This window comes from Marinomonas profundi (assembly GCF_020694005.1).
In the GTDB taxonomy this organism is placed as follows: domain Bacteria; phylum Pseudomonadota; class Gammaproteobacteria; order Pseudomonadales; family Marinomonadaceae; genus Marinomonas; species Marinomonas profundi.
In genome coordinates this window covers 1,944,328-1,962,333 of sequence record NZ_CP073013.1, presented here as the reverse complement: position 1 = coordinate 1,962,333, position 18,006 = coordinate 1,944,328, and the positions used below count along the sequence as shown (strand labels likewise).

The following is an 18,006-nucleotide window of genomic DNA, read 5'->3' as shown; positions in this document are numbered from 1 at the left end:
ACTTCAATTTTTTTGATCAACTACATCTCGGTAAAACCGGTCTGCGATGATCTTCTGAAGCCTCCAGCGAGCGCCCACACAAATTATCTGATTATCTATTTTAAAGAGCGGGCTGACTTGAATTCTTTACCAGAATCTTAATCTGGTAAAGTTGAACTTGGTCTTCGTTGCTCTGAAGCCTTGTCCGTGTCAGCGAGGGCGTATATTAAGGATCTACAGATTTTGTGCAACCTCTTTTTGTAAATTCTTTTAATTAATTGAATCTTTTATATTTTTAGTTCAAAAAACACTCAAAAACCGTCTAAATCGTTTATTTTCCAATCAAAAGAAAAACCATCATATAAAAAAAGGCCCCTAATCTTTCGATTAGAGACCTTTTAAGGCAATTGAAGCTAATAAATTAACCCAACCATTTTCTCGCGTTTTGGAACAAACGTAACCACGGCGCTTGCTCTTGCCATTCACTTGGGTGCCAGCTGTGCTGAAGCGTACGATAAACACGCTCTGGGTGAGGCATCATGATAGTCACACGACCATCTTCAGACGTTAAACCCGTTACCCCTTGCGCAGAACCATTCGGGTTGAATGGATAGCGTTCGGTCGCTTGGCCGTAGTTGTCCACATAACGAAGTGCGATTTGAGCAGAGGAAGCCAACTCGGCCATGTCTTGATCATCACGGTATTCCGTTAACCCTTCACCATGCGCTACAACAATAGGCAGACGAGAACCTTCCATGCCAGCCAGCAAGATAGAGTTGGATTTTTGAACTTCTACCTGAACAAGACGCGCTTCGAATTGTGCGGATTGGTTACGCACAAACTTCGGCCAATGCCCTGCCCCTGGAATCAATTCATGAAGGTTCGACAACATCTGACAACCATTACACACACCGAGCGTGAAAGTATCAGGACGATTGAAAAAAGCTTCGAACTGTTGACGAGCGACTGGGTTGAAAAGGATGGATTTCGCCCAACCTTCACCCGCTCCCAATACGTCACCGTATGAGAAACCACCACAAGCCACCAAACCGCTAAATTGATCAAGCGTAGTACGACCAGACAAGATATCACTCATGTGAACATCCACTGGAGTGAAGCCTGCTTTATGAAAAGCCGCCGCCATTTCGACTTGGCCGTTTACGCCTTGCTCACGCAGGACGGCGACCTTAGGTTTAACACCAGAAGCAATAAAGGCAGCAACAATGTCTTCATTTTGGTCGAAACGCACGTCAGCCGACAAACCTGGGTCTTTCGCATCCAACAAATTATCAAACTCTTGCTGTGCAGACTCTGGGTTGTCACGTAAAGCTTGAATACGGTAACTGGTTTCAGACCAAACACGCTGCCAATTAACACGAGATTCTTCAAGCAGCGTTTCGCCTGAAAAACGCACACGAATTGTATCGTCATCAGACAAGGTAGCAATCGGCGTTACCGTCACGCCTGCGCTAGCATAAGCTGAAATAACCTCAGTCACATCGGATTCAGCGACCTGAATCACCGCGCCCAATTCTTCACTAAATAAAGCGGGCGCCACTTGCATGCGATTGGTAATGGTTTCATCCAAGTCGATAGTCAAACCTAGATGGCTAGCGAATGACATTTCAACCAAGGTTGCAAACACACCACCGTCTGAACGGTCATGGTAGGCCAACAATTTACCTTCAGCATTAAGCGCTTGCGTGGTATCAAAGAAGCCAGCCAACGCGCTTGCATCGTCGACGTCTGGCGCTTGCTGGCCCAGTTTATTGTAAACCTGAGCAATCACAGAACCGCCTAGACGATTTTTACCGGCACCCAAATCAATCAACAACAAACGCGTATCGGCTTTATTTTGTAGCTCAGGCGTCAATGTCTTGCGAACATCGGTGACGGGTGCAAACGCCGAAATAACCAAAGACAATGGCGAGGTTACGGCTTTTTCTTGGCCATCTTCTTTCCATACGGTTTTCATCGACATCGAGTCTTTACCAACCGGAATGGCAATATCCAAGGCGGGACACAACTCCATACCCACGGCTTTCACCGTTTGATAAAGTTTTTCATCTTCACCTTCATGACCGGCTGCGGCCATCCAGTTCGCAGATAACTTAATGCTGCTACGTTTAGTAATCTGTGCTGCCGCCAAATTTGTTAAGGCTTCACCCACCGCCATGCGGCCAGACGCAGGCGCATCCAGCAAAGCAATAGGAGTGCGCTCACCCATGGTCATGGCTTCGCCAGTGTAGCTTTCTAGAGAGGAGGTTGTTACCGCCACATCGGCGACTGGCACCTGCCATGGACCCACCATTTGATCACGAGCCACCATGCCGGTAATCGAGCGGTCACCAATGGTGATCAAGAAATTTTTGCTGGCGACTGTTGGCAAACTTAATACACGGTTTGCCGCCTCGGCCAAATCAACATCAATTGCCGTGAAATCATCACCCGAGATAACGGCTTTAGTAGCTTCGCGGTGCATTTTAGGCGGCTTGCCAAACAGAATCGACATGGGCAAATCGACAGGATTATTATCAAAATGCTCATCCGCTACTTGCAAATGCATTTCTTCTTTCGCTTCACCCACGATGGCAAAAGGACAACGCTCACGCTCACAAATCGCGGTAAACTCTTCAATACGATCTGGAGAAACCGCCATCACATAACGCTCTTGTGATTCGTTACACCAGATTTCCAGTGGAGACATGCCAGGCTCATCATTAAGCACTTTACGCAAATCAAAGTTACCACCGCGCTCGCCGTCTTTTACCAATTCAGGCAAGGCGTTAGACAAACCACCCGCGCCCACATCATGGATAAAACTGATTGGGTTTTTATCACCAAGTTGCCAGCAACGGTCGATCACTTCCTGACAACGACGTTCCATTTCTGGATTGCCACGTTGTACCGAAGCAAAATCCAGATCTTCATTGCCATCAGCAGACGCCATAGAAGACGCCGCACCGCCGCCAAGACCGATCAACATAGCCGGGCCACCAAGCACAATTAGCTTAGCGCCAACTTTAATTTCTTTTTTCTCAACGTGCTCACGACGAATGTTACCGATACCGCCCGCCAACATGATTGGCTTGTGGTAACCACGCACTTCTTCTTGCGACGCACCTTGGATGGTTTGTTCATAAGTACGGAAGTAACCCAATAAGTTTGGACGACCAAACTCATTGTTAAATGCAGCACCGCCAATAGGACCTTCAATCATAATGTCCAACGGCGTAACGATACGAGACGGCTTTCCGTAATAGCTTTCCCATGGCTGTTCAAAGCCTGGAATTTTAAGGTCGGATACTGTGTAACCGCTCAAACCTGCTTTTGGTTTTGAGCCAATACCCGTGGCGCCTTCGTCACGAATCTCACCACCGGAACCCGTTGCCGCACCCGAGAATGGTGAAATGGCCGTTGGGTGGTTGTGCGTTTCCACCTTCATCAAGATGTCGATGTGTTCGTGACTAAAGTCGTATTCGCGTGTCTCAGCAGACGGGAAGAAGCGCCCGCCAAAGTGACCTTCCATCACCGCGGCGTTGTCTTTGTAAGCAGACAAGGTGCCATGCGGGTTATGCTCGTGCGTATTCTTGATCATTTTAAACAAAGAGCGCTCTTGCTCTTCGCCATCAATCGTCCAAGAGGCGTTAAAAATTTTATGGCGACAATGTTCAGAGTTTGCTTGGGCAAACATCATCAATTCCACATCGATTGGATTACGACCCAATTCAACGAAAGACGCCACAAGGTAATCAATTTCGTCATCGGCAAGAGCAAGGCCGAGCGTTTGGTTTGCCTCAACCAACGCGGCGCGGCCACCGCCCAATACATCCACACTGGTCATGGGAGCGGGTTCTGCATGAGAGAACATGTCAGCTGCGTCGCTCAATGCCGGAAGCACGCTTTCTGTCATGCGGTCATGCAACATGGCAGACAACAAATCTAGCGCTTCAAGCGTTAAGGCTTCCGAGCTATGAATAAAGTATTCCACGCCACGTTCAACGCGGGATACGGCCGCAAGGCCACAGTTATGAAGGATATCGGTTGCTTTCGAGGACCAAGGTGAAATAGTGCCTAAACGCGGCACCACTAAAACGCTTTGATCAGATGAACAGACTTGGGAGGGTTTAGGACCGTAGGCCAAAGCGCGCTGCAAAACAGTTTCCTGTTCAGCCGTCAGCGTTTGAGTATCAGCCAACTCCACAAAATGGAGAAATTGAGCATCAACATCTGTGACAGACGGGATAGATGCTTGCATATTGGCTAATAACTTTGCCTTGCGAAACGCTGAAAGCGCTGCGGAACCATGCAGGATTAGCATGTTGAGTATTGCCTCACTTGGTAGTTTTGGGGAAATGGTGCGGGTATTTTAAATCAATGAGGCAAATAGAGGCCAGCAGAGTATGAAATTTCTACACCAAATGACGGAATTAATCGCCTAAATCGCCTTTTTTGCCTGTTCCTTGAGCCGCTTTTTTTGCTCACGACGATATTGGAAGAACTGAGTCAGCTGCAGAGACGCCTTTTCGGCCAAGACTCCAGACTCAACTTTCACTTTATGATTAAGAAATGGCGCGTCAAAAAACCGCCCTTGGCTTTCAATAATGCCACTTTTTGGCTCCGTGGCGGCATACACCACTCTATCAATACGCGAATGCACCATGGCGCCAGCGCACATGGAACAAGGTTCTAATGTCACGTACAAAGTCGCACCGGGAAGCCGATAGTTATTCATGGTTTTACAGGCCATGCGAATGGCTTGTATTTCGGCATGGGCTGTTGGGTCGCAATTCGAAATAGGCGAATTATAGCCTTCACCAATCATCTCATTATTAAGTACAACAATCGCCCCCACAGGAATTTCACTCTCTGATGCCGCCTTATCCGCCAGCGCGATCGCGCGTTCCATCCATTCTTGATCTGTCATGCTTGATCTACCTCAAGGAACTATATTGTCTTAAATACAGGATTGCCTTTCATACTTAATACGCTCTACACTGGATCTTACTGTCAAAATAAACACGCTGAAACAGACACAAGGAGACTCATTCATGCGCACCGTGGCCGACCTGATGGTTACTGATTTAATTACTTTAAGAGAAAACGACTCTTTAGCGAAAGCCAAAGCATTAATGCAGGAAAAAAACATTAGGAACATCCCCATCGTAAACGACCAAGGAGAATGCGTTGGTATGCTCACGCAGCGTGAATATCTGCGCCATGCCTTTCATCTGGTGAGTCAGTTTGGCACTCAGCAAATGTCCAAAAAAGAGCAGCAAACACCCATTGCCAACGCCATGAACAAGGACATATTAACGGTTAGCCCTGAGACAGACTTAGACATGGCGGCCGAGTTTTTCATTGAAAACAAATACGGCTGCCTGCCAGTTACTCAGAATGACAAACTCGTCGGCATTCTTACCCCTGTCGACTTCGTCAAACTGGCACATAAAATGCTAAAAAAACCAGCTTAAACTAAGCGTTTTCGAGAGGTTGACTAGAGCCAGAGGATGCACGTTGCGCCTCTTTCTCTAAGCGCACATCGATCGCCTGTACACCAAAGTCCGTGCTTGATAACTCAAAATGAACCGACTGGCCTTTTCTAAGGGTTTTATGACCCTCGCAAGCAATCGACTTGTAATGAACAAATACATCACCGTCTTCTTCTCGCTTGATAAAACCTACGCCTTTGGCGTCGTTAAACCACTTCACTTTTCCCGTTAACCTTTCCATCTCTATCTCGCCTCTTTGTTATTTTTATTAAGTAAGCGCAAGATCAGAAGCCAACACGGACTTCTGATCTCTATGTACTTCTGATATCTATGTACTTCTGATATCTATGTACTTCTGATATCTATGCACTACTAAGCGTATTTACAACGACTCAATACTGATCTTTTGCTCTTCCAACTTGGTCACAGCAAGCTGTAAGTCATCACACTTAGCGCGCTCTTTTTCTACCACGGCAACTGGCGCCTTCGCCACAAAGCTGTCGTTAGAAAGCTTACCTTGAATGCGCTCGAGCTCTTTCGTCGCTTTGTCGATTTCTTTTTGCAAACGGGCGATTTCAGCGTTTTTATCGATCAAACCAGCCATAGGCACAAGCACTTCCATGTCGCCGACTAATGCCGTCGCAGACATGGGCGCTTCATCACCAACATTTAACCAAGTAACCGACCCTAACTTAGCCAAGGTTTGCAAGAAGGTTAAATTCGCCTCTAAACGCGCTTTATCTTGCTCAGAACCATTGCGGAGCAAAATAGTCAGTGGTTTAGAAGGGGAAATATTCATTTCACCACGGATATTACGAATACCTTCGATAACCCCTTTTAGCCACTCCACATCCGCTTCGGCTTGCGCGTCTTTTTTATCTTCATCCGCTTGTGGATAGTGACCCAACATAACGGTCTCGCCTTCGACGCCAGCTAGCGGCGCAACGCGCTGCCAAATTTCTTCGGTCAAGAATGGCATCATGGGATGAGCAAGGCGAAGGAAAGCTTCCAATACGCGAACCAAGGTACGACGAGTACCAGTCAATTGTGCAACCGTGGCATTTTCGTCCCAAAGCACAGGCTTAGACAGCTCCAAATACCAATCACAGTATTCGTGCCACATGAATTCATAAAGCGCTTGAGCCGCCAAATCAAAACGATGAGTATCAAAGGCGCGATTTACCGCCTCTTCTGCGTGTTGTAAGCGAGAGATAATCCACTTATCCGCCAAAGACAACTCAACCTCAGCGCCATTTTGACCACAATCTTGATCCTCTGTGTTCATCAACACATAACGAGTGGCGTTCCAGATTTTGTTACAGAAATTGCGGTAACCTTCAAGACGATTAAGGTCAAACTTAATGTCTCGACCACCAGACGCCAATGAACAAAGCGTAAAACGCAGTGCATCGGTGCCGTAAGGCTGAATCCCTTCTGGGTAGGTTTCGCGAGTATTCTTTTCGACTTTTTCTGCCAAACGTGGCTGCATCATGCCGTAAGTACGCTTCGCGACCAAAGACTCGATATCAATACCATTAATCAAATCCAATGGATCAATAACATTGCCTTTGGATTTGGACATTTTGTCGCCGCGTTCGTCACGAATGAGCCCCGTGATGTAAACTGTTTTGAAAGGCACCTTATCGGTGAACTTCAACGTCATCATAATCATTCTGGCAACCCAGAAGAAAATAATATCAAAGCCCGTGACCAACACATCCGACTCACTGAACTCGGCAAAGTCTTGCGTTTCTTCCGGCCAGCCTTGCGTTGCAAACGTCCAAAGGGCAGAAGAGAACCAAGTGTCTAATACGTCTTCATCTTGAGTCAATTCAACATCAGCCGCTAGACTGTATTTTGCACGAACTTCTTCTTCACTCTTACCAACATAGTGTTTGCCGTCCGCATCATACCAAGCAGGAATCTGGTGTCCCCACCAAAGCTGGCGAGAAATACACCAATCTTGCAAATCACGCATCCAAGCAAAGTAAGTGTTTTCCCACTGTTTAGGCACAAATTGAATGTCGCCGTTTTCAACCGCTTCGATCGCAGGCTTAGCAAGAGACTCAACCGCCACATACCATTGTTGCGTCAAATAGGGTTCAATCACCGTATTACCACGTTCACCGCGTGGCACTTTTAACTTGTGATCAACCACTTTTTCAAGCAAGCCAAGCGCATCAAAATCCGCCACTACGGCTTTACGGGCGTCAAAACGGTCCATGCCATGGTATTTTTCTGGTGCAACGTCATTGATCGCAGCATCGTCGGTCAAGATATTGATCAATGGCATGTCATGGCGTTTACCCACTTCATAGTCATTAAAATCATGAGCTGGGGTAATTTTTACGCAACCCGTACCAAATTCTTTATCAACATAGTCGTCAGCAACAATGGGGATACGACGACCCACCAATGGCAAGTCAACAAATTTACCGATAAGATCCGTGAAGCGCTCGTCATCTGGCGCAACGGCCACTGCCGCATCACCAAACATAGTCTCTGGACGCGTCGTGGCGACAACAATGTAATCCTTACCATCGGCGGTTTTAACGCCATCCGCCAGCGGGTAACGGAAGTACCACATGAAGCCATTTTCTTCTTCGGAAACCACTTCTAAATCTGAAATAGCCGTGTGTAAAACCGGGTCCCAATTTACCAAACGTTGCCCACGGTAAATGATGCCTTCGTCAAATAACCGCACAAAGACTTCTTGAACCGCAGCAGACATGCCTGGGTCCATGGTGAAACGCTCTTTATCCCAAGCAACCGAATCGCCTAGCACACGCATTTGATCTGAAATCGTACCGCCAGATTGGTCTTTCCATTGCCAGACTTTTTCTAGGAATTTCTCACGACCAAGATCATGGCGAGTAATATTCTGAGCCGCTAATTGGCGTTCAACCACCATTTGCGTCGCGATGCCCGCATGGTCACAACCGGGCTGCCATAACGTACGACTGCCTTTCATTCGCTCGCGGCGAATCATGGCATCCATCAAGGTGTGCTGAAAAGCATGCCCCATGTGCAAGCTGCCAGTGACATTTGGCGGGGGAATCATGATAGAAAATGGAGAACCGTTGCCTTGAGGTGTGAAGTAACCACCCTCTTCCCAACGTTGATAAATAGGCTGTTCAATACTCTGAGGTTGGTAAGTCTTTTCCATTATGGTGTCTTAAGGCTCTTATGTAGCGGTAAATTGTAAGTTGAGGAATTATAACGCGTCATAGCAATATAAAGAATAACACGCATACAATTAAGGCATTTATCAGACAACAGTCTGTCTAACCAAGGTGCTTTTGCTATTCGTTTTCGTCTGATTTTTGTTTGGCGGACACAGTCTGTAATGTCTGCATCACCTCTTCAACCAATGCTGGCAAACGTTTTGCCAGCACATCAGTTATGGTCTTTGCGATGAGTTCTTTCGAAAGTGCCCCTGCATTACTTTCCTCTTTTGCTCTTTTTTCTTCAGCAGGCTCAACTCGCACCTCTGACTGCAATGACCCGTCGTTTGGACCATCTAAGGACTGAGAGAGGTGGATTTCTTGACTGATCGAAGCACTCACATGCTCCTCAACAACATCCATCAAAATAGGAATGTCATCTTGATTTCGTAAAGCCGATATCAAGGTTTCTTCATCTGGTTCGAAAACACCATCATCATGCTGAGTCGCTAAATCTGACATAGGAAAAACCAACGGTAAAAACACAACATATGACAAATCAAACGGATTAAGCCGATTAACCTATCGCTCTTAATAGCCGTTAACTTTCGCACTGACAAAAGCAAAAGTCCACCCTCAGACACCATGGGCTTTGTTCTATTCTTGTAAGAAGGAAAATAACACCTTGATCAGATTAATCTTTCTGAGAAAAAGACAATAAAAAAAGCAGTGACAAATAATTGTCACTGCTTTTAGAAAGCTCACTCTAGCGTTTAAAGAACGCGAATCAAGACGTTTTATTCAATAGGTATCGAGTCAATAAGGCAACAGGACGACCACTGGCGCCTTTGGTTGCGCCACCAGCCCACGCCGTACCCGCAATGTCCAAATGCGCCCAAGGGTAAGCGCCCGTAAAGCGAGACAAGAAACACGCCGCCGTAACCGAACCCGCCTCTGGGCCACCAATGTTCGCAATGTCAGCAAAATTACTATCTAACTGCTGCTGATATTCTTCATCGAGTGGCATTTGCCAAATTTTGTCGGCTGCGACTTGGCTGGCTGCTTTCAACTCTACTGCTAGATCCTCGTTGTTCGCGTACATGCCTGAGTTAACGCTACCCAAGGCAACCACACAAGCACCGGTAAGAGTGGCAATATCCACAACCGATTTAGGCTTAAAGCGTTCGATATAAGTTAATGCATCACAAAGCACCAAACGACCTTCCGCATCGGTATTCAAAATCTCTACCGTTTGGCCAGACATGGTTTTCACAATATCACCCGGCTTCGTTGCGCGTGCGCTTGGCATATTTTCAGCGGCGGCAATCACCGCGGTAAAGTTAAGCTTTGGCTTTAGCTCACAAATCGCTTTCATGGTGCCAAAAACGCTAGCAGCGCCACACATGTCGTACTTCATTTCGTCCATTTTTGGACCCGGTTTCAAAGAAATACCACCCGTATCAAAGGTGATCCCTTTACCGAGCAGGACATGAGGTGCTTCACTCGCTTCGCCGCCACGATAGTTCATCACGATCAAGTAGCTTGGCTGATCGCTGCCATGACCCACGGACAATAGGCAATGCATGCCTAATTCATCCATTTTACTTTCATCAAGCAACTCAACACTAATGCTGTATTCTTCGCCTAGCTGCTGAGCTTTAGATGCCAAGTAACTTGGCGTACATACGTTACCAGGCAGGTTTCCTAGCTGACGTGCAAAGGCAGAACCTTTCGCCGTGGCCGTACCAATGGCTAAAGCCGCTTCATCTGTACCCTCTAACAACAAGGATTTAACTTTTGTCGTTTTCTCAGCATCGTCTTTTTTAAAGCCAAGGAAGTTATAAAAACCTTCATTTAGCCATTGCGCAACCAACGCAAGCACATCGGCTTGAGAGCGATTTTTCAATACCAGTCCGGCACTTGCAACCGCAACCGAGGCAAAGGGCAAACCTTTAATTTGAGCGGCTACGGCCGCGATTATTTTACGCGCCTGCATATCACTCAATTGGGCTTCTTTACCAATCCCAACTAACAGAACCGCTTGCGCAAAATCTTGCGACACGCCTGGCAACAACAGTGTTTGTGCTACGCCACCTTTAAAGACGCCGGTTTCGCGTAGTTGAGAGATTTGCCCATTGGCATTCTCATCAACCCACGCGGTGGACTCGGCGAAGTCGCCCTCGCTCGGGACAAATACCACAAGCAAATCCGCTTGCGCTGTAGATATACGATCAAATAACGCCATATTCATGAAAGAACCTCAAACGATAACTTTAAAAAAAACTGGATAATATCCTTCTTACCACGAGATAATGGGGGCTTTAGATGTGTAAACAACTCTACGCTTAAAAAAGCAGAATCCATCCAGAGGTGACTTTGAGACTATTCAGATACTTAGCGAAAGAAGTGCTTGTGTCAACCGTTGGCGTGACGCTTATTTTACTACTTGTCATACTAAGTGGCCGCATTTCCTCCTATTTAGGCCGTATCGCCGAAGGAAAAATGACCTTCGAATTTCTATTCGTTATTCTGGGCTACCATATTCCTAGCTTCGTCCAAATGATCTTACCCTTGGCATTTTTTCTCTCACTGCTGATGGCATTTGGACGTTTGTACATAGAAAACGAAATGTCGGTGCTTTTTTCCAGCGGCATTAGCAAAGTCAAACTCGCAGGTTACACCCTTGGCATCGCCTGCATGGTGGGCACAGTGAGCGCCGCCATTAACTTCTGGATAGCGCCAGCCAGCGAATATCGCGCAGCAGAGGCATCGCAAGCGCAAAGCCAACTGTCTGCTTTTGACTTCTTAATACCCGGCCGCTTTGAAGGCAGCGGACAACGCACCACCTATGTTGACAGCTTCACCCCAAACGAAGGCTGGATGGAACAAATCTTTATTTCAGACGTGGTGCGTAAAAAAGACCAAAATATTCCCACACAAACCTTGGCCGCCTATGCAGAGCAAATACGCATCAGCTCCGAAGGCAACCAAAACTACTTGGTGTTTAAAGATGGCACTCGATACGAAGGCAAACCCGGCACAGCCAGCTACCGCATCACAAATTTTGATACCTATGCAGTTCGCATGGCAAGCCAAGACAGCAGCCCGATAGACGAGCCCTATACACTAAGCACACTCGACCTAATAAAAAGCCCCCAGCTGAAAGACAAAGTCGAGCTGCAATGGCGTATTTCATTAGTCGTTATGGTGCCAATTCTGGCCATTATTGGTTTATCACTGAGCCAAGTAAACCCAAGACAAGGGCGTTTTTTTAAGATGCTTCCTGCTATTTTATTAATGATTGTATACATTGCTCTGCTCATCTGGGGGCGAACTGGCTTGGAAAAAGGCAAACTGCCCATTCAGCTTGGTTTGTGGTGGATACACGGTATTTTTATCATTATTGCCGCGCTGCTGTTTGCCCAATACAACCAAATATTTGAACGTCGCAAAGCCAACATTTCCAACACAGCAGACCGCACTCCCAAGGCAACAGACACGGATGGACGTTCGATATGAACAAAATAGACAAATACATCGCAAGCAGCGTCTTATGGGCTTTTTTGATTGTCGTGGTCGTGTTGCTGGGGCTGGATTTCGCGCTAACCTTTATTGAGCAAATTAAAAAGGTCAACGATGACTACACCATTCAATCCTTATTACAGGTCATCTTATATCGTCTGCCCGGAAAATTGGCAGAGTACATTCCCGTCGCATCATTAATCGGGACATTAATGGGGCTTGGCACTCTCGCGGCGACCTCAGAGCTGACCGTTATGCGCGCCGCAGGCATGCCAATCTGGCGCATTGGTTTTGCCGCCTGCCAACCCATATTACTGGTTTCCTTGCTAGGAATGGCCATTTCAGAATTCGTTGCGCCTACCGCAGAACAAAAAGCCAACTTAATTGAAAAATTCCAACAACAAGAAAACGATACTTTTTCATTAACCGGCGGCGTTTGGCTCAAAGCCGACAACAATTTTGTTTACATCGATGCGGCTGACAACACCGGAAAGCTCTATGGAATAGACATCTACGCGCCAGAACAACAACAATTAAAGTACACCAAAAGTGCCGAGAGTGCTCAACACATCCAAGGCACCCAATGGCAACTAAACAAGGTCACAGAGACCTACTTCTTTGCGGATCGCATTGAAACCAAGCGCCATGAACATGAAGATTGGAACGTCAGCATTAAGCCTGAGTATTTGTTTTTGGCCTCTCAAGAGCCTAGCGCACTCTCCCTTAGCCAATTACTGGATTATCACCGTTACTTGCACCAACAAAAGCTTGATGGCTCTCAATATGAGTTGGAGTTTTGGATCACCGCCCTACGACCAATCGCCTCACTCGCCTTGGTACTAGTCGCACTATCAAGTGTGTTTGGTCCTCTTCGATCCTCTACCATGGGCGGGCGAATATTTTCTGGCGTTATCATCGGATTGGCCTTTCAAAACGCGCTCAACTTATTTGGTCGAATGAGCATAGCCGTCAGCTTTCCGCCCATTATCGGCGTGAGCATTCCGATTATCATCTGCTTATTGGCGGGCATCCTCTTAATACGACGCAGAGGCTGACCCTGCGCCAGCAAAGCCACCTAGATGATGACTAGGAACTCAGCGCTATAAAACGCGCAATTCTCGCCAACGCCTCTTTTAAGCGAGCTTCATCGCAGGTGTAAGCAAAACGCACATACTTATGTGCGTCTTTAACACCAAAATCCGCGCCGGGAGTAAGCGCCACTTTCTCTTTTTCAAGCAATGCCAAGCACCAAGCCATAGCATCTTGCGTTACACTCGACACATCCACGTAAACATAAAACGCGCCGTGTGCTGGGGCAACCACGGGTAAGCCAATCGCGTTTAATTGTTCGAGTAAAACCAAACGACGCGCATTTAAGGTTTGTCTGCGTAACTCACACTCGGCCAACACATCGGGCGAAAAGGCACGTACTGCGGCATATTGAGACACACTTGGCGCGGCAATAAAGACATTTTGCGCCAGCTTTGTCGCGCCATCAATCGCCCACTCTGGCACCACCAGCCAGCCCAATCGCCACCCCGTCATGGCGAAGTATTTTGAAAAACTATTAATGACAAAAATATCATCAGAAATAGACAGCGCCGAAAAATCCTCACCGTCGTAAACCAAGCCTTGGTAAATCTCGTCTACCAATAAATGACCGCCCAATTCAGACACCTTTTGCCAAGCTTCTGAAACATATTGCTTGCTTAACACCGCTCCAGTTGGGTTCGACGGCGACGCCAACCAAAGCCCCGAGGTGTTATCTTGCCAATGCTCAGACAAAGCACTCAGATCCATTTCAAAACCGTCTTCTGCCTTGGTTTCGACTAATTTCGCCTTTGCCCCTGCCTGAATCAAAAAATGCCGATTACAAGGGTAGCAAGGGTCCGGCATGATCACCTCCTCACCCGCGTTCACCATGAGTGACGCCATCAGCAACAAAGCCCCAGACGCCCCCGGTGTGACAATAATACGTTCCGGCGACACACTGGCGTGATAACGAGAGTGATAATACTCACTAATAGCTTGCTTCAATTCTGGCAAACCCGTCGCTGACGTGTAGCCTGTCTTACCTTGCTGAATCGCCAAAACACCCGCTTCGGCAACCGCGTCGACAGCAACAAAATCTGGCTCGCCAATTTCCAGATGAATAACATCCTCACCGGCTAAGGCTAACTTTTTTGCGCGCGCCAAAATCGCCATCACTTGAAACGGAGCGATTTGTTCAACTCTTGTTGCCAACTTATGCTTTTTCATCCCGCGATCTCTGCCTATTTTAAAATTTTCGTGACATTTTGCATAAAAAATCTGGTTAACTTTCACGTTATCTGGTAAGTTTCCGGCCGAAAATAAACCCCCAATTTTATCGTTTACAGGTTACCACAATGGAAACCTGCGAAGTGAGGCAATGCGTATGCCAAAAATGAACCCTGATTCATTAATGAAAGACTTCACTCCTTATGTAGCTAAGGAAGGCGAAGAGTACATGAACGAGAAGCAGTTGGCGCACTTTAAAAGCATCCTGCTCAACTGGAAGCAAAACCTTATGGAAGAGGTTGATCGTACGGTTCACCACCTGAAAGAAGAAGCGGTGAACTACGCGGATCCCAACGACCGCGCGAGCCAAGAGGAAGAATTCAGCCTAGAACTTCGTGCACGTGATCGTGAACGCAAACTGGTGAAGAAAATCTCTCAAACGGTCGAATTGATTGATGCAGACGACTATGGCTATTGCGAAGAGTGCGGTATCGAAATTGGCATCCGCCGATTAGAAGCGCGCCCTACTGCCACCATGTGCATTGATTGCAAAACATTGGCAGAAATCAAAGAGAGACAAATCGGCGGCTAGCCTTTAGTACTGTGCCTAAACACACTAATACCGTTTCGACACACTATCGTGGCCGTTTTGCACCTTCGCCAACCGGCCCACTCCATTTTGGCTCGCTAGTCAGCGCATTAGCGAGCTATTTGGACGCCAAACAACACCATGGCACTTGGATCATTCGCATTGAAGATGTGGACGGTACGCGCTGCAAACCATTATATTCTGAACAAATTCTCGACACCTTAAATAGCTACCAACTTTTTTCTGATGAAAACCTTCGAATACAAAGCCAACACAGCGACATTTACGAACAACATTTGCTGATCTTAAAACAGCAACAAACTGTCTTCCCATGCAATTGCACACGCCAGTCCCTCAGCCAACAACTGGGCAACCACCCATCAATCTGCAAAAGCACTCCCGATAAACCGCATTCATGGCGACTCAAAGCCAGCTCGACGATTTATCAGTGCCAAGATCGTATTCAAGGCAAATTAGTCTTTACCGATGACTTAAAAAACAGCCCTGTGCTGAAACGAAAAGACGGCTTTTTTTCCTACCAACTGGCCGTCGTCGTAGACGATCACCTACAAAACATCACGCATTTAGTAAGAGGCGCCGACTTAATCGACACCACGGCGCAGCAGCTCTATCTGTATGATTTATTTGACTGGACACCTCCTAGCGTTTGCCACATCCCTCTTATCACCAATCCAGCCGGAGATAAAATAAGCAAACAAAATCATGCCAAGCCCATTCAGAACGGCCACCTGGCGACCTTATTACGCGCCCTGCATTATTTGAAAATTGATCTAACAACCCCCACCTCCATCGCCGAAGCCTTATCATTAGCAATCGACGCTTGGAACCCAGATAAACTGAAAAACATCCAACAGTTACCACTCGAAGCAGAAGATCGTCACTTTCTTTAACAACGTCCTTTAAGAGGCTTCCTTTAAAAATCACCCAATACCCAAGATCAGCTGATCAATTTGCGCTAAGCTCACCTCGACCCACACGCCCCTATGTGTATAATCGTTACACTAGTTACAAGAGGTGACACTTCATGCACAGTATTATGATTATTTGCCCCGACCACTCACCACTCAAAGAGTCCGAAAAGTGGCTGTCTCGCTATGGTTTTCAGGTCAACACCAGCAACAGCCTAGAACAAGCCAACAAATATTATGAACTAACAGAATTTCATCTACTGCTTATCGACCAAGAAGCCATTGAGCACCTCAACAGCACTCAACTGTCCAATACTCAATCGTCCAACACTCAACTGCCTAGCACACCGCGCCGCATTGTGCTCGATACCAAGCCAAGCCTAAGCACAGGCGTCAACTGCATGGCTCAAGGAGCGGTTTACTACCTGCCCTTACCAACCGATTCGGAAACGCTACTCAAACACGTCGTAAACGTGCTGGAGCAAAACAACGAGCCCAGCTCAACCACCACCTCCCAGCCATCTTCAACCAACACCACAAAAGAAGAAACCCTGACCTTAGGCGCTCAGGGCAGCGGCATCATTGGCCAATCGCCTTTAATGCAAGACTTGTTTAGCGACATGCGAAAAATTGCCGGCACCGATGTCACCGTGCTGATACGGGGAGAATCAGGAACAGGTAAAGAATTAGTCGCCAAAGCACTGCACAACTTAAGCCAGCGCCACCACCACCCCATCATTAGCGTAAACTGTGCCGCCATCCCAGAAAACCTAATAGAATCAGAGCTCTTCGGCCATGAAAAAGGTGCCTTCACTGGCGCAAACACCTCCCATGACGGTCTAATTTATGCCGCCGACAAAGGCACGTTGTTTTTAGACGAAATAGGCGAACTGCCACTAGAAGCCCAAGCAAGACTGCTGCGCGTACTCCAAGAAGGGGAAATTCGCAGAGTAGGCGCCACCCACTCAACCAAGGTTAATATCCGATTAATTACCGCCACTCATCGAGATTTGATCGCCATGGTCAAACAAGGGCTGTTTCGAGAGGATTTATACTATCGCCTCTATGTCATGGAACTCCTACTGCCCCCATTGAGAGACAGAGGCGATGACATTTCCATGCTGGCGCAGATTTTATTGGAAAAAGCCTGTCAGAAGCACAACAAGTCCATTTATCGATACAACCGCGCGTTCGACAAAGCCATTCGCTCACATCACTGGCCAGGGAACGTAAGGGAACTAGAAAACGCCATCGAAAGGGCCGTCATTCTTAGTCCACCGGAGAGAGTCGAGGCAGCCAACCTAAAGCTTGCCAGCCAACAAGGCATGAGCAATACAATAAAGGACTCACTCACCTCCGAGGCCAACACTTTCGCAGGATCCACCCTAGACGATTACTTCAAACACTTTGTCCTCACGCACCAACACAAGATGACAGAGACACAACTTGCACATTCTTTGGGCATATCAAGAAAAAGCCTATGGGAAAGACGACAGAAGTTGGCGATACCCAAAAAAGTAACAACCGAAAAGTAACACTTGATACCAAAATACCCAAAAAATAAGTACAAATATGTAAAGAAAGTGTACAAAAATACATTAAACCTTAATGAAATCAGCATCTTATTATTTTTGGCACAACTAATGCCTTATATATGGCACAACGATAAGAAGATTGACCAAGAATAAAAATAAGTTAATCGTCGTATGTAGGTTCTTAACAATAAAAATAACAACTAGGAACACCGTGACCTCTTCAAACAAAAATAAAAATTTGAGGTCATGGATGGAAAATCGCTTTGGATAATTGATTTTTTTAGATATATAAGCCTTCGGGCAATGAAAACAATGCAATAATAAAAATAAAACCTGAGTAGAACTGCAGAAGCAGCACCCACTTTGTTTTCGGAACTAGTATCTTCATGTATCCAAAGCGATTATTTTATTTACTCAATTGTAAATAATCAATCGCTCTATCGAATACCCCCCCTAATTATAGACTTACCAAAATCACCCAGATAAGACCTTTATTCGTGTAACTTTCGCTTATCACGTGTAGAATGCCCTTTTCGT

The 18,006-nt window shown here is 46.6% G+C and carries 13 protein-coding genes; 6 read left to right on the top strand and 7 right to left on the bottom strand.

Annotated elements, in window-relative coordinates:
• Positions 1-400 precede the first annotated feature (400 nt).
• Together purL and tadA are read right to left on the bottom strand one after the other, a co-directional pair.
• Positions 401-4,300 carry a phosphoribosylformylglycinamidine synthase gene (gene purL, locus J8N69_RS09145; protein ID WP_168825440.1) on the bottom strand — a complete coding sequence of 1,300 codons (3,900 nt, stop codon included), beginning with the start codon at positions 4,298-4,300 and terminating at the stop codon, positions 401-403.
• Positions 4,301-4,417: 117 nt separating this feature from the next.
• The gene (gene tadA, locus J8N69_RS09140; RefSeq protein ID WP_168825438.1) at positions 4,418-4,906 is read right to left on the bottom strand and encodes a tRNA adenosine(34) deaminase TadA; all 489 of its coding nucleotides are present in this window, start codon (positions 4,904-4,906) and stop codon (positions 4,418-4,420) included.
• A gap of 124 nt (positions 4,907-5,030) precedes the next feature.
• On the opposite strand from tadA, the gene J8N69_RS09135 reads away from it, so the two are divergent.
• Complete coding sequence (locus J8N69_RS09135) at positions 5,031-5,453, top strand: CBS domain-containing protein (RefSeq protein ID WP_168825436.1); 423 nt, start codon at positions 5,031-5,033, stop codon at positions 5,451-5,453.
• A gap of 1 nt (position 5,454) precedes the next feature.
• Here the strand turns inward: J8N69_RS09135 and J8N69_RS09130 are convergent, their stop codons facing one another.
• The 4 genes from J8N69_RS09130 to J8N69_RS09115 form a co-directional block, all read right to left on the bottom strand.
• Positions 5,455-5,712 carry a cold-shock protein gene (locus J8N69_RS09130; protein ID WP_168825434.1) on the bottom strand — a complete coding sequence of 86 codons (258 nt, stop codon included), beginning with the start codon at positions 5,710-5,712 and terminating at the stop codon, positions 5,455-5,457.
• A 141-nt stretch (positions 5,713-5,853) separates the two neighbouring features.
• Entirely contained in the window at positions 5,854-8,637 is a 2,784-nt protein-coding gene (locus tag J8N69_RS09125) for a valine--tRNA ligase (protein ID WP_168825432.1), read from the bottom strand.
• A gap of 136 nt (positions 8,638-8,773) precedes the next feature.
• Entirely contained in the window at positions 8,774-9,157 is a 384-nt protein-coding gene (locus tag J8N69_RS09120; RefSeq protein ID WP_168825431.1) for a hypothetical protein, read from the bottom strand.
• Positions 9,158-9,422: 265 nt separating this feature from the next.
• The gene (locus tag J8N69_RS09115) at positions 9,423-10,886 is read right to left on the bottom strand and encodes a leucyl aminopeptidase (protein WP_168825429.1); all 1,464 of its coding nucleotides are present in this window, start codon (positions 10,884-10,886) and stop codon (positions 9,423-9,425) included.
• 119 nt (positions 10,887-11,005) lie between these two features.
• Here J8N69_RS09115 and lptF point away from each other — a divergent pair, with 119 nt between their 5' ends.
• Both lptF and lptG read left to right on the top strand, forming a co-directional pair.
• A complete protein-coding gene (gene lptF, locus J8N69_RS09110; RefSeq protein ID WP_227803856.1) occupies positions 11,006-12,154 on the top strand; it encodes an LPS export ABC transporter permease LptF in 1,149 nt (382 codons plus the stop codon).
• Positions 12,151-13,212, top strand: coding sequence for an LPS export ABC transporter permease LptG (gene lptG, locus J8N69_RS09105; RefSeq protein WP_168825425.1), 1,062 nt, complete (start codon positions 12,151-12,153; stop codon positions 13,210-13,212). Before lptF ends, lptG begins: the two co-directional genes overlap by 4 nt.
• Positions 13,213-13,243: 31 nt before the next feature.
• Here lptG and J8N69_RS09100 read toward each other — a convergent pair whose 3' ends face one another.
• Complete coding sequence (locus J8N69_RS09100; RefSeq protein ID WP_211085039.1) at positions 13,244-14,416, bottom strand: aminotransferase class I/II-fold pyridoxal phosphate-dependent enzyme; 1,173 nt, start codon at positions 14,414-14,416, stop codon at positions 13,244-13,246.
• A gap of 157 nt (positions 14,417-14,573) precedes the next feature.
• Here J8N69_RS09100 and dksA point away from each other — a divergent pair, with 157 nt between their 5' ends.
• From dksA to J8N69_RS09085, 3 genes are all read left to right on the top strand, one after another.
• Positions 14,574-15,008 carry an RNA polymerase-binding protein DksA gene (dksA, locus tag J8N69_RS09095; protein WP_168825423.1) on the top strand — a complete coding sequence of 145 codons (435 nt, stop codon included), beginning with the start codon at positions 14,574-14,576 and terminating at the stop codon, positions 15,006-15,008.
• Between the two features lie 11 nt (positions 15,009-15,019).
• Positions 15,020-15,916, top strand: coding sequence for a tRNA glutamyl-Q(34) synthetase GluQRS (gene gluQRS, locus J8N69_RS09090; RefSeq protein ID WP_168825421.1), 897 nt, complete (start codon positions 15,020-15,022; stop codon positions 15,914-15,916).
• A gap of 134 nt (positions 15,917-16,050) precedes the next feature.
• Positions 16,051-17,469: a sigma-54-dependent transcriptional regulator gene (locus J8N69_RS09085; protein ID WP_168825419.1), complete on the top strand. Its 1,419-nt coding sequence runs from the start codon at positions 16,051-16,053 to the stop codon at positions 17,467-17,469.
• The last annotated feature ends 537 nt before the right edge of the window (positions 17,470-18,006 follow it).